General features: G+C 56.5%; 11 protein-coding genes. 7 read left to right on the top strand and 4 right to left on the bottom strand.

The window, feature by feature from the left end; genetic code table 11:
• Window positions 1-8 precede the first annotated feature (8 nt).
• Window positions 9-1,403 carry an FAD-dependent tricarballylate dehydrogenase TcuA gene (gene tcuA / locus GOX66_RS22540; RefSeq protein ID WP_170765696.1) on the top strand — a complete coding sequence of 465 codons (1,395 nt, stop codon included), beginning with the start codon at window positions 9-11 and terminating at the stop codon, window positions 1,401-1,403.
• Entirely contained in the window at window positions 1,393-2,472 is a 1,080-nt protein-coding gene (tcuB, locus tag GOX66_RS22535; RefSeq protein WP_170765694.1) for a tricarballylate utilization 4Fe-4S protein TcuB, read from the top strand. The genes tcuA and tcuB overlap by 11 nt, the downstream gene beginning before the upstream one ends.
• Before the next feature lie 354 nt (window positions 2,473-2,826).
• Here tcuB and GOX66_RS22530 read toward each other — a convergent pair whose 3' ends face one another.
• On the bottom strand, window positions 2,827-3,846 hold the full coding sequence (locus GOX66_RS22530) for an IS110 family RNA-guided transposase (RefSeq protein WP_170765692.1): 1,020 nt from the start codon (window positions 3,844-3,846) through the stop codon (window positions 2,827-2,829).
• A gap of 468 nt (window positions 3,847-4,314) precedes the next feature.
• Complete coding sequence (locus GOX66_RS22525; protein WP_170765690.1) at window positions 4,315-5,202, bottom strand: LysR family transcriptional regulator; 888 nt, start codon at window positions 5,200-5,202, stop codon at window positions 4,315-4,317.
• 160 nt (window positions 5,203-5,362) lie between these two features.
• Between GOX66_RS22525 and GOX66_RS22520 the strand changes: the two genes are divergently transcribed.
• From GOX66_RS22520 to GOX66_RS22500, 5 genes are all read left to right on the top strand, one after another.
• Window positions 5,363-5,983: a glutathione S-transferase family protein gene (locus GOX66_RS22520; RefSeq protein WP_170765687.1), complete on the top strand. Its 621-nt coding sequence runs from the start codon at window positions 5,363-5,365 to the stop codon at window positions 5,981-5,983.
• Between the two features lie 70 nt (window positions 5,984-6,053).
• Window positions 6,054-7,709 carry an FAD-binding oxidoreductase gene (locus GOX66_RS22515; protein WP_170765685.1) on the top strand — a complete coding sequence of 552 codons (1,656 nt, stop codon included), beginning with the start codon at window positions 6,054-6,056 and terminating at the stop codon, window positions 7,707-7,709.
• Window positions 7,710-7,761: 52 nt separating this feature from the next.
• Window positions 7,762-9,108: a dihydrolipoyl dehydrogenase family protein gene (locus GOX66_RS22510; RefSeq protein WP_170765683.1), complete on the top strand. Its 1,347-nt coding sequence runs from the start codon at window positions 7,762-7,764 to the stop codon at window positions 9,106-9,108.
• 42 nt (window positions 9,109-9,150) lie between these two features.
• Window positions 9,151-9,855 (top strand): SDR family NAD(P)-dependent oxidoreductase, encoded by a 705-nt coding sequence (locus tag GOX66_RS22505; protein ID WP_170765681.1) that lies wholly within the window; start codon window positions 9,151-9,153, stop codon window positions 9,853-9,855.
• A gap of 131 nt (window positions 9,856-9,986) precedes the next feature.
• Window positions 9,987-11,375, top strand: a complete 1,389-nt coding sequence (locus GOX66_RS22500) for a pyridoxal phosphate-dependent decarboxylase family protein (protein ID WP_170765679.1) — start codon at window positions 9,987-9,989, stop codon at window positions 11,373-11,375.
• A gap of 270 nt (window positions 11,376-11,645) precedes the next feature.
• On the opposite strand, the gene GOX66_RS22495 is transcribed toward GOX66_RS22500, so the two are convergent.
• Both GOX66_RS22495 and GOX66_RS22490 read right to left on the bottom strand, forming a co-directional pair.
• Window positions 11,646-13,367, bottom strand: coding sequence for a ComEC/Rec2 family competence protein (locus GOX66_RS22495; RefSeq protein ID WP_170765677.1), 1,722 nt, complete (start codon window positions 13,365-13,367; stop codon window positions 11,646-11,648).
• 85 nt (window positions 13,368-13,452) lie between these two features.
• Window positions 13,453-13,697 (bottom strand): hypothetical protein (locus tag GOX66_RS22490; RefSeq protein ID WP_214652749.1); only part of this gene is annotated, 245 nt, incomplete at its 5' end.

Here is a 13,697-nt window from a genome sequence, read left to right as displayed (position 1 = left end):
GACAGGATATGGCCACCCCAAAGGAAGCTTACGATATCGCTGTGATCGGTGGCGGTAATGCGGCTCTCTGCGCTGCGATGACTGCAGCCGAGGCAGGCGCCCGTGTTCTGATCCTTGAAACGGCGCCAAAACCTTATCGCGGCGGAAACTCCCGCCATACGCGCAATTTTCGTTGCATGCATTCCGGCCCGTTGAGCCCGCTCGTCGAGGCCTATAGCGAAGACGAATACCTCTCGGATCTGCTGAAAGTCACCGGCGGCAAAACCGACGAACATCTTGCCCGCCTCGCAATCCGAACCTCCGAGGAATGCCTGCCGTGGATGCTAGAGCACGGGGTCCGGTTTCAGCCGTCGCTTTCCGGAACATTGTCATTGGCACGGACCAATGCGTTTTTCATGGGGGGCGGCAAATCTCTGGTGAATGCCTATTACCGCACGGCGGCAGGTTTGGGTGTAGATGTGCTGTATGAGGCCGCTGTGACGCATCTGGAACTAAACAGCGACCAGATCGAGTGGGTCGATTACACCTATGAAGGCCAGTCTCATCGCATCACACCCAAAGCGGTCATCGTTGCCTCCGGCGGCTTTCAGGCAAACACCGATTGGCTTACCCGCGCCTGGGGTGAGCCTGCGAAGAACTTCCTGATCCGGGGGACGCCCTATAACAGGGGCGTGGTCCTGTCTGATCTGTTGGACCAAGGTGTAGAAAGCGTCGGTGATCCAACTCAGTGCCACGCCGTTGCAATTGACGGGCGCGCGCCGAAGTTCGACGGCGGTATTGTTACGCGTCTGGACTGCGTGCCGTTTTCCATCGTCGTGAACAAACATGCCGAGCGGTTCTATGACGAGGGCGAAGACATCTGGCCCAAGCGCTACGCAATATGGGGCCGTTTGGTGGCGGCGCAGCCGGACCAAGTGGGGTACGTGATCATCGACGCCAAGTCGCTGAACCTGTTCATGCCGTCCGTGTTCCCTCCACTAAAGGCAGACACGTTGGACGAATTGGCCGGGATGATGGACCTGCCTGCGGAGAAATTGAAAGCAACCGTCAGCGCATTCAACGCCGCTTGCGGCGACATCAGTGGGTTTCATCCGACCGAACTGGACGGGGTGGCGACCTCGGGCCTGATCCCGCCCAAGACCAACTGGGCGCGCTCAATTACCGAACCGCCGTTTTATGGCTACTCGCTGCGGACCGGCGTGACCTTTACCTATCTTGGGTTGAAGGTTGACGAGACGGCCCAATGCTCGACGTCCAGCGGTAAGATCAAAAACCTTTGGGCTGCCGGGGAAACGATGGCCGGGTCCATCCTTGGGCAAGGTTATCTGGCGGGCTTTGGCATGACCATCGGAACGGTTTTTGGACGCATCGCAGGACGAGAGGCCGCCGCTTATGCAAACTGATCTTATTCAGGAAGCCCGCCGCCAGGCCGAGATCTGCAACGCCTGCCGCTATTGCGAGGGCTATTGCTCGGTCTTCCCGTCGCTTCATGCGGAACGCGCGTTCTCGGATGGGGACATCACGCAATTGGCCAACCTGTGCCACAACTGCCGGGGCTGTTACTACGCCTGTCAGTACACCGCTCCGCACGCGTTCGATCTGAACCTGCCCAAGGCGCTGGCCGAAGTGCGGCGCGACAGTTGGGAAAGCTTGGCATGGCCGCAGCCCCTGGCACGCCGGTTCCACACCCATGGCGGGGCCATCGCCCTGGCGCTTGTGATCGGATTTGCCCTGTTGTTCTGGGCGATCCGCGCCATCGGTTCCAGCGGAGGCGAAGGGTTTTATGCCGTCCTGTCGCATAACGCGATGGTCGCGATCTTTGCGCCTGCATTCCTGCTGCCTCTGTTCAGTATCGCCTTCAGCCTGAGGCGCTATTGGGCAGAGGTTGGCGGCAAACCGATCCAGATGTCTGATCTGATGGCTGCGCTCAAACGCGCGGGCAAAATGCAGGATCTGGCCGCAGGCCATGGCGAGGGTTGTAACTTCGAGGACGAAGACCGTTTCAGTCAGGGCCGACGCCACATCCACCACGCCATCATGTATGGCTTCCTGCTGTGCTTTGCGTCGACCTCGGTCGCGACGATCATGCACTATGTCTTCGGAATGCACGCGCCTTACGGGTTCTGGTCGTTGCCGAAACTGTTCGGGATTTCCGGGGGGCTGCTGCTGACGGTGGGGTGCGGTGCGATGGCGCTGCTCAAGCTAAAGTCAGAGCGAGACCTCGGCGATCCGTCGGCCTGGGGTGGGGATATCGGCTTCATCCTGTTGCTCGGGTTTGTGGGGCTCAGCGGGCTGGTTCTCTATGCCCTCGGTTCAACGCCTCTGATGCCCGCACTGCTGGCCATCCATCTCGGATCGGTCCTTACGTTTTTCCTCCTTACGCCCTACACAAAAATGGCACACGGCTTCTATCGGCTTGCGGCGCTGGTCCGAGACGCACAACGGAAAAGAGATGTATCCATGGTCCGTTAACAGCCCGTCGCGTCTGAGTGAGCAGAAAGAACATGCAATAGGATCAAATATGATTGTGAAGAACTCTGCGTTGCAGCACTTCGAGTGGCGGCCAACGGCGTGTGTGGGTGGCGCCTGCATTGCAAGTGTTTTCTGCGTTGATAGCGGCGGTCCGTCAGTACTGTCGTGTGTTCGGCCTGTTCACGCGGCCATTGTTGTCGGCTGCTGGCCTTGATGAGTTCCGCAAGCAAGGTTCCTATCGGCTAAACGACCTCGGTTTGGGCCGCGACGTTGGTCGGGGTGTCCTGGCTTTTGGTTGACTTAAGTCCGCATCATCACTTCAAACGTCTTGCATCTCTGGGCAGGTCGGCCTGGTCAGGCGGTCGGCTGCCGGTATTCCTGTTGTTTCGTCAGTATCGCCCAGATGATCCGGGCGCTCTTGTTGGCCATGGCGACCGTCGCCAACCGAAACGGTTTCTCGGCGAGGATTCTGGCGCTCCAGATATCTATGCGCTCCGGATGCTTCCTGCCCATCAGGGCACGGGATGTCATGCCGGTGATCAGGAGCTTTTGGATGTAGCGGTCGCCCTTCTTTGTGATCTTGCCGAGCCTTTCCTTTCCACCGCTGGACTTGTTGAGTGGCGTCAGGCCTAGCCACGCCGCAAGATCGCGGCCAGTCCGAAATTGCTTAGCATCGCCGATGGTCGCCACAATGGCGGAGGCGGTAATCGGGCCGACGCCAGGCATGCGTATCAGGCGCCGGGCACCGGCATCCAACAGCGCATGTTTCTCGATCATCTTTGAATACCCTTCAACGCGTTGGTGAACGCCAAGAAACTGGTAGCAGACCGTGCCGAGAATGCCGCTTGCAAGATCCGGCATGTCGGGCCGTTCCCCTTCAAGGTGGCGTTTGGCGAAGGCAATCACAGCCTCGATCCCGCTTCGCAGCACATGGCCGAATTCGCGCAAAAGGCTTCGGATCATATTCGCCAGCTGCGTGCGCTGTCGGACTGCGAGGTCCCGCGTGCGGTGCAGCGCCAGTATTGCCTGCTGGTCTTCGGATTTCACTTCGACGAACCGCATTGTTGGTCGACGGACGGCCTCGCAGATCGCCTCGGCATCAGCGGCATCGGTCTTGCCGCGCTTTACATAGGGTTTGACATAGGCTGCTGGCATCAGGTGGACGTCATGGCCCAGCCTGCTGAGTTCACGGCCCCAATAGTGGGCCGAACCGCAAGCTTCCATGCCGACAACACAGCGCGGAAGTGTCTCGAAAAACGCAAGCAGCTTCGGGCGCTTGATCTTCTTGTTGAATATCTTGCGGCCAGCCGCTGAAATTCCATGAACCTGGAACACGTCCTTGGCCAGATCCAGTCCAACTGTTTTAACTGTCATTGGGTGGCTCCTTTCCTAGCAGTCCAAGACAACTGCAGTATGGCGCATCGCGACGCCGGTGGAGCAGGAGCCACCCACTCCATCCGCTATGGGCCGTCCATTGTACGACCAACGGCAGCGACGCACGCTTCGCACGTATTTGGGCCGACCGCAGCAATTTGCACTCTGGGCTCTTCGCGGACATCGGGTGTATTGCAGCATCGCGGAAAACCAGGCCTGAGTTAGCGCAGTGGATCGGCCCAATCCAGACCTTCGCCAACCCGTCGAACGCTGCTGTGCAGCTTCCGCATTGCGGACATTCGTACAAATTGCAGTAGTTATGAGGAATTACACATTCGATAGGCGGGAAAAATGAGCTTTCGTCTACAGCAACACAAAGACTGATTACTTCATCGGACGATATTGCAACAAACTTCAGCTGACGCGGTCAAAACTTCCTATTTCAAAGCGTTGCGACTGCGCGTTTCCTCAATATGACCTGAAACGGGTTGCCAGATGATCTATCAGTGTACGAACCCGTGCGGTTAGATGGCGGTTGGGTGGGTAGAGCGCGTAGAGACCGAAGCTCTCTGTTTCGTAGTCCTGAAAAAGATGTTCCAGAGCTCCCTTTTCCAAACTGCGAGCAACGACGTAATGCGGGCAGCGTGCAATCCCCAGCCCGGCAATCGCCATGTTGGCAATCGCAGCTGGCGCATTGGCGTGAAACGCCCCCGCCACCTTGACTACGAAATCCCGGTTGCCGGTTCGAAACCTCCACGCGGTTGCATCAGCAGGGTTTTCGTCAATCAGGCAGTTATGTGTGGCAAGGGCCATCGGATCACCTGGACGCCCTCGTTCCGCCAGATACTCGGGTGAAGCGCAGACGATCAGCGGCATATCCGACAGTTTGCGCGCAATCAGAGTCGAATCCCGAAGCACACCAATTCTAATTGCCAGATCAATCCCTTCCTCGACCAGCGCGACCCGGTTGTCCGTGAGCTTGAGGTCTATGTCCACTTCAGGATGGGCATGCATGAACGGAACCAGTGCCAGCGCCAAATTGTTGCTGCCAAACCCGGTCGGTGCGGTGATCCGGATCAACCCTGCCAGCGCAGTTTGCTTTTCCTGAACCAGATCCTCCAACTCGTCTATCTGCTCCACAATAGGACGACATCGTTCGAGATAGGCAAGGCCAACATCCGTCAGCGCAACGCTTCGAGTCGTTCGGTTGAATAACTGGGTCGAAAGCCTGCTCTCAAGCTGCGCGACATATTTGCTAACCAACCGGGTCGACAGACCAAGGCGTTTTCCCGCAGACGTAAAAGACCCTTCATGGGCAACGGCCAGAAAGGCGCGCATCGTATCAATCGTGTCCATGGCCAAGCTCCTTTATCGTTCCCACTTCATTATTACCATTATGTTCATAGTTACTGAACAAAGTATTGGATTATAAATGAAATGAGCCTTTGGCATGTTTGGTCCAGTGATCTGCAATGAACTGCATCACCTCCAGAGAACCTCCCAAAAGGAAACCACCATGCCAAACGCTATCCGTATTCATCGCCACCCATTGTCCGGACACTCGCACCGGGTGGAGCTGTTCGCCAAGCTGGGCGGCATCAATCATGAACTGGTCGATGTTGATCTGCTGGCCGGTGAGCATAAGAAGGAACCGTTTCTCTCCCTGAACCCGGCCGGACAGGTGCCGGTGATCGAAGATGGCGAAACCGCCATCGCCGATTCCAACGCCATTCTGGTCTACCTCGCCCGGAAATACGCGCCCGACTGGCTGCCGACCGATCCCGTGCGCGAGGCCGAGGTTCAAAAGTTTCTGTCGCTGGCCGCCGGAGACATCGCCCACGGTCCGGCCACGGCACGATTAATCACCGTCTTCGGCGCGCAGTTGGATGCCGACCGCGCCAAGGCTGTCGCCAAGTCTGCCTTTGACCGGCTTGAAACGCATCTGAACGGGCGCGACTGGCTGGTCGGAACCAGTCCCTCCATCGCTGATGTCGCGATCTACAGCTATACGGCCCATGCCCCCGAGGGGAACGTTTCGCTGGGCGACTATCCCAACATCCGCGCCCTGCTGGCCCAAGTCGAGGTATTGCCCGGTTTTGTACCGATGCAAAGCACCAAGGTCGGCCTCGCCGCCTGACGTTACCGCGCGCCTGGTCGCTGAGGCCGGGCGCGAGTTACCACCCCGTGTTCCGCCCAGGAGAGATCCCATGCTTTTCACCGACCCCCGCGACAGCAGCACTTCGCCCTTCCATCGGGGCGAACACATGGCGCAGGCGCGGATGGGTGTCCGCGACATCGAACACTGGGCGCGCAAAGTCGTTCGCGACCACATGCCGGAACAACATCGGGACTTTTACACCGCGCTGCCGTTTCTGGTGATGGCCGCACGCGACGGACAAGGCCGGCCCTGGGCCACGTTGGTCGAGGGGCCAGACGGGTTTGTCACGGCGCCGGACACCAAAACGCTGTCCATCACCGCCCTGCCCGTCCGGGGTGATGCGCTGCACGAAGCCGTTCATCCGCAAAGTGATATCGGCATCCTTGGCATCGAACTGGCCACGCGGCGGCGCAATCGGGTCAATGGCCGCGCCGGGAGCGTCACGCCGACCGGCTTTGACTTTCGCGTCGATCAGACCTTTGGCAATTGCCCGCAATACATCCGCGAACGTGCGTGGACTCGGGTGGAAAGCTCGGGGCCCGGACCGACCACGCGCGGCCAACGTCTGACGTCGGATCAAACCCGGTGGATCGAAACTGCCGATACTTTCTTTATCGCCAGCGGCTTCCGCGAAGGGGGCGACAGCCCGAATTTCGGGATGGATGCATCCCATCGCGGCGGTGACCGCGGTTTCGTGAAGGTTCTGGACGACCGGCGGCTGCGGTTTCCCGATTACGCCGGCAACAATCACTTCAACACCATCGGCAACCTGCTGCTTGATCCCAAGGCGGGATTCCTGTTCGTCGACTTCGAAAGCGGCAGCCTGCTGCAACTGACCGGCACCGCCTCGATCGACTGGGACAGCGATGAGATTGCGCAGGTCCCTGGCGCGCGGCGTCTGGTGACGCTGGAGATCGACGAGATCGTGGAAACACGGTCGGCAGTCAGTCTCAGATGGAGTTCGGATGCGGAGTCGGTCCGCTCGATCCGCCTGATCGAAAAAACCCGCGAAAGCGCCGATGTCACCTCGTTTGTTTTCGAAGCCCGCGACGGCGGCCCGCTGGTCGGGTTCGAACCCGGACAACACCTGCCGATCGAGCTTGAAGTTCCGGGGATCCCCGAACCGGTGCGCCGCACTTATTCCCTCAGCAACGCACCGAACGAGCATCGCTATCGGATCACAGTCAAGCGTGAGCCCAATGGGATCGCGTCGCGATTTCTACACGATCATCTGGAACCGGGCGCGATTATCAACAGCCGCCGCCCTGCCGGTGATTTCGTTATGACCTGCGACCGGTGTCCGCTGGTTCTGGTCAGCGCCGGTGTGGGTGTAACGCCAATGTTGAGCATTCTGAATAAGGTCGCGGGTGAGCGCGGCAATCGCCCTGTATGGTTCATCCACGGCGCGCGGGATGGTCAGCACCATCCGCTGGCCGGTGAAGTTCGCGATTTGGCCGCCAGACGGTCGGGGATCACGACTCATGTGACGTACAGTCAACCTGCGCCGGAGGATGAGATCGGGGTGGATTATGACTCGCGCGGCCGCGTCGATGGGGCACTTCTGGCAAAGCTGATCGACGATGCCAGCGCACATTATTTTTTGTGCGGCCCTGTCGGTTTCATGGCCGAGATACAGGCCGATCTGGAACGCAGGGGCATCTCTGCGGAGCATATTCATACCGAAAGTTTCGGTCCCGCAGGGTGATCGGAAATGATCCTTCGGGGGCACTTGAAATTCAAACCATAGGAGCAAGGACATGCGCGAATTTTATGATGTAATCGTTATCGGTGGCGGCAATGCCGGGTTCGGAGTGTCGGCCATTGCGCATGAAGCCGGGAAATCCATCGCCTTTATCGAGGCCCTTGATTTTGGCGGCACCTGCCCCAATCGCGGCTGCACGCCTAAGAAAGTGCTGGTAGCAGCCGCCCATGCCATGCACGAGATCGAACGGGCCGCGACCCACGGGATCGAACTTGGCAAGCCCCGGCTGGACTGGGCCAAACTGATCCAGCGGGAAAAGGACCTGATCGGGTTTATTCCGAACGCGATGTACGAGCTGGCCGAAAAACGCGGCGATGTTTTTCGTGGCACCGCGCGCTTCGTTGGACCGGACAGCGTCGACGTGGACGGTCAAGTCATTCAGGGCCGGAACATCGTCATTGCCACGGGATCGAAGCCAAGACCGCTGCCTATCCCCGGGGCCGAACACATGATCACCTCGGACGAGGTGTTGTCCGACCCTACCCTGCCGCGTGAGGTCGTGTTCATCGGCGGTGGTGTCATCGCAATGGAGTTCAGCCATGTCTACGCGCGTGCAGGGGTGCAGGTGACGATCTTGGAGGCACTGCAGCAGCTATTGCCGCGTCTTGACAGTGACGCCGTTGCCGCCTTGCGAGCCGAAACCGAACGCCTTGGCGTTGCTGTCAAAACCGGGGTGTCGGTGACGGCCATCGAAAAGACGGCCGATGGCCTCGACGTCCGGTTCCAGCATGAAGGCCGTGACCAAAGCGTGACCGCCGAGCGGGTCGTCAACGGCGCGGGCCGTATCGCTAATATCGACGGCCTGAACCTGGAGGCTGGTGGCGTCGACCATGACGGGCTGCGCATTCTGATCGACGACATGATGCGGTCCACATCGAACCCCTCGGTCTGGGTGGCAGGCGATGCCGTCGCACATTCGGCGCAACTGTCCCCTGTTGCGACCTATGAAGGCCAGATCGTCGGCCACAATATCGTCAACGGCCCCACTAAAAAGCCGGATTACAGCGTGATCCCCAGCGCGGTCTATACGGTTCCAGCGCTCAGTTCCGTTGGCCTGACCGAGGCCGAGGCCCGCGAGCGCGGTCTGGATGTGGCGGTCACGGTGTCGGACATGTCCGGCTGGTTCTCGGTCAAGACCTATGCTGAATCCGCAGCTTGGTCCAAAGTTCTGGTCGATCAGAACAATGACCGGATCGTGGGTGCCCATATCCTTGGGCATCATGGCGACGAGTTGATCCATCTTTTTGCCATGGCCATGCGACACGGCATTCCCGCCAATGACCTCAAGACCTCGCTCTATGCCTTCCCGACCTTCGCGGCGGATGTGAAATCCCTGATTTAGGGAGCCATCGAGCAAGCGAGACAACAAAGAAGGAGAGCCGTTATGAAAGATAAGGTTTGTCTGATCACAGGTGTCGGCGACGGAACCGGTTCATCTGTCGCCCGCCGGTTTGCGCGGGACGGATACCGCGTTGCCTTGCTGGCCCGGAACACCGCGCGTTTGTCAGAGCTGGAAAAAGAACTGCCCGGCGCGCGGTCCTTTGCATTCGATCTTGAGGATCTCGACCAGCTTGTTCGGGTCTGCCAGCAGGTGATGGCAGAGATGGGCACGCCCGATGTGATTGTCCACAACGCCGTCCGCGCCACCTTCAAACCGTTTATGGAGGCGGATCCCGGGGAATTGGAGCGCAATTTCCGGGTCAACACCACAAGCCTTTTGTACATAGCCCGCGAACTGACTCCAGCCATGGTGAAGCGCGGCAGCGGCGCGATCATTGTAACCGGCAACACGGCCGCACTGCGCGGTGTTCCAAATTACGGGGTTTTTGCTCCAACAAAAGCCGCACAAAGGATCTTTGCGCAGGCGCTTGCCCGCGAACTGGGACCGAAGGGCATCCACGTCGCCTATGTGGTGATCGATGCGGCCATCGACACGCCGTGGACCCGCGTGCCTTTTAACGCCGATATGCCCGAAGAGTTTTTCAGCAAACCCAACGCCATCGCTGAAGAGGTGTTCCATATAGCACATCAAGACAGATCTACTTGGTCGTTTGACGTAGAACTGCGACCCTATGGTGAAAATTGGTGAACCATCCTTGAGATATCTGTTGACCTACGAAATCCAGGCCAAAGGAGCTGACTACCGCGCATCTGGAAGACGCTTTCCTCAGTCTCGACAGTGCGCACCCGAGCTACAGGACCAATTTGTCGGAGGACAATATGAACCGCAAAAAAACACAGCTTTGCTCAACGGATACTGACCTCCTCCTGGATGCGGATCGTCGCGCCAACCGTTACCTCGCTGAAATAGCAGACATGGATGTCTTTCCAAAAGAGTTGGCGCGCAGTGCTTTGTCCCGTTTTGATGAAGACGTGCCAGAAAACGGGTTCGATACTTTTGAAACCTTGAGTCTATTGGATGATATAGGATCACCGGGAACAGTGGCTTCCAATGGCTCGCGTTACTTCGGCTTCGTTATTGGAGCTACTATCCCGGTCGCCGCAGCGGCCCAGCGAATGATGCTCGCATGGGATCAATGCGCTTCGTCTTATACCAATTCTCCATCCGCTGATGTTATTGAAAAAGTAGCGGCGCGCTGGATACTAGACATTCTAGATCTTCCTCGCGAGAGCGGCGTCACCTTTGGCACATCTGCTTCGTCATCCACTCTTGTTTGCCTTGCAACTGCTCGTCGGACTTTGCTTTTGCGAAAGAACTGGAACCAAGATATTCGGGGCCTGTCTGGTGCGCCAGAAATCCGCGTTGTCATATCCGAAAAGGTACATGTGACAGTTCGCAAAGCACTGCGAGTTCTCGGCTTTGGTGAACAAGACATGGTTGTGGCACCGGTTGACGAAAAAGGACGCATCGATCCATCAAAGCTTCCCCATTTGGATGAAATGACCATCCTGTGCCTTCAGGCAGGCGAAGTGAATACCGGAAACTTTGATCCATTTCCGCCTTTGATGGAAGTGGCGAAAGCTGCCAATGCCTGGGTTCATGTTGATGGCGCTTTCGGTCTTTGGGCGCGTGCTGCGCCGACAAAACGCCGTCTTACAGACGGGGTGGAATTGGCGAATAGCTGGACCACTGATGGACACAAATGGTTGAATACACCGTATGATGGCGCTGTCGGTATATGTCGTGATCGCCATGCACTGGCCGACGCCATGAATAGCGATGCAGACTATTCTTCTGCGTCTGCAGAGAGCCAGAAAAACCTGGGTATCGAATTCTCTCGAAGCGCTCGCGGCATTCCTTTTTGGGCCGTTTTACGATCTCTAGGGCGCACAGGGGTTGCGGCTATGATCGAACGGCACTGCGCGTTGGCTGAATATGTGGCAGATGCATTAGCCGAGGCCGGATTCAATTTGTTAACGCGACCGGTACTGAACCAAGTTCTGTTTTCGTTCGGGAGCAGTGCAGAGACGGCTCAAATACAGTCTCTAGTTGCTGCCAAAGGGAAAGTTTGGTTTGGTATGACAGTTTGGAACGAGGCACCAGCAATGCGGATTAGTATCTCGTCCTGGCGTACGGTTACCCACGATGTTGATTTATTGATTTCTGAGCTTAAGGCTGCTGCACAAGTCGTTCGGTCAGCGGGCTAAGACGATTCATAAAATCCTAAGGATTAAGAACAGGACTAATCCCTGGAATAGGTCATGGTCGGTCCGGCCCAGAGCCGCCTTTCGAAGGCGTCCAGTATCTAATTTTCGATTTCCTGAAAGCCGCCGTTCACGCAAAGCGCAGCATTTTTAGTTTCTCGATAACTGCTTTAGCGCATGGACCAATCCACTGATCGTAAACAGCCCGATTCAGAGCTCCGAGTCTTGATGGCACAATTCTTTCGCACCTGAAAATTGGATATGCACAGTTTTCTAGTTACTTGCACTTCGCCGCTTGGCCTCGTCGTTTGCAGCGTCCTTCACGTTCTTGTATTGAAGCACTCCGCCATTAGCCGACTCGAGCGTATATACGTCCCAGCGTCGACCTTTGGATGGCTTCTCCAGCATATAGGCAATCACGACTTTTTCGCCATCAGTTCGCAGGTTAATGGCTCCATAGACCGTAACATTGCGCTTCTTCGCGATCTCAAATTTTTCATTGGCCGCTTCCTGCAGTACTTTCTTTTTGATTGGGTCCGTCTCAGCTTTCGCTTCTACATCGAGCTCGTACCCTTGAAACCATGGAGAGTCTTCTCGCTTCGAAAACTCATCTGTGCTGCGGGAAAGTTCGGTACTGAATATCAGAGATCGCGAACCGCGCCCGTGATGTCCAAGCGCCCCTAAGGTATCACTTCGTGGGTGTGCGTGACTTTCTTTGTCGCCGCTCGAGATCACAGTTGCACATGCATTAATCGTTTCCAAGAAATGGTCAGTGAAATCCGCGCTTCCATGGTGGCAAGCTTTGGCGACGTCTACCCTGAAGATGGGTTTTGCCGCTTCAACAACCTGGTCCGTTCGCACTTGTGTGGAATCGTAGACGGGCAGTCCAGTGTAGTGGCTGAGGAGGAACATTTCTGCAGAGCTGTTCAAATCTCCACCAAACAGAACCGAAACCGATCCATAATTGAGTTTGAGCAGAACGGAGTGTCCGTTCTTGGTCTTACCAGTGTTGAGATCGGTCGTCTTCTCTTTTGGCTTGTCAGCGAACACGCGCAAGGCCGCTGAAGATCCTACCTTCTCAACAACCGGCCCTAAGATTTGTATCGAGCAGTTATCGGTATTGTCGGGTCCGTATCCCGGAAGAAACGATCCTTCAGAATGAATTTCTCCATGTTGATTGGACAGCATTTCGATGTTTGGGAAACGCCGTTTTCCGCCGCTTTTTGCAGCGGCTGCTGAGTTCATAAGATCAGGGTATTGCTTTGGATTACCGGTCTTCTTTTTGATCCATCGGTTTTTGTTCTTCAGCAGGTCTCGCATGTCCTTGTCCGTCTCAATCAAATCGATGAGATACTTCTGACCTTGAACGGTTTTTGTCTTTCCCAATAGGGCTGCACTTGATGCAGATTGTTTGCCGGATGAACTGATACCAAACTGCTCAACCAGACCATTGTGCCAGATGTTTGCGGCGCTGACCTTCTTGTCATTGACCAGGTGGTTGAACCCGAAATAATGATCCTGATCGGGATGGGTGATGATGAATCCATCGAAGTCTGTTTGGCCTTTGAACCCTGCAAATCGCCATTTCAGGTAGCGATACATGTTGTCACTGACACCTGCATCAATGACGTATTTCTTGTCATCAGGTGTCACAAGCAAGGCTCCATCTCCTTGAGCGACATCACAAAACACGATTTCGCAAAGCTTGTTTTCCTGCAAATCTTCCAGGTGCATATATCCAGAAATACCGCGAACGCGCACCGGGACCATTCCTTTCGGAGTCTTACCGGTGGCTGTTTTCTCTGCTGCTGTTTTCAGGTCGGCTTCCGGGTCTTTTGCGTATGAGTAGTCAGTGACTTTGACCCAGTCCCCCCAAAGAAGATGTTTGACTTTGCTCAGGCCAAGCTTCTTGGTCTTAGAATTGCGCTTGTAATTGTATACATGCGCAGTGGGATAGCCCGCCCATCTGATATCGCCATTTTTGGGTTTCGCCATTGTTCGCTCCCTCTGATTGAATGCACTAATTCCTAAAGCATGCCTTCAATTTGTATCACGATGCGCTAATCTTTCGTGGATCTGCCTATGTGTACTGAGTCTTCGATCGCGCCGACGTTTCGATCTTGATCTGGCTAATGAGTTGAAGCAACCCATCCAGACCCGCCTTCATCAACTTGGGATCCAATTCGTTGACGTCGCTTTCTGCCGCAGGCTCAGCTGCAGGTGATGGCTCAGTGGCGATTAGCTCTGCTGCAGGCTTCTGACGGCCCTTTCCGGATGAGGTGGGTGGCTCCTGCTCCACCGGCATCGAATGTGCCAAAGTGCAGT

The organism is Ruegeria lacuscaerulensis (genome assembly GCF_013031245.1).
GTDB lineage: Bacteria > Pseudomonadota > Alphaproteobacteria > Rhodobacterales > Rhodobacteraceae > Ruegeria > Ruegeria lacuscaerulensis_C.
The sequence above is the reverse complement of the archived record's forward strand: the minus strand, read 5'-3'. Positions and strand labels throughout refer to the sequence as shown.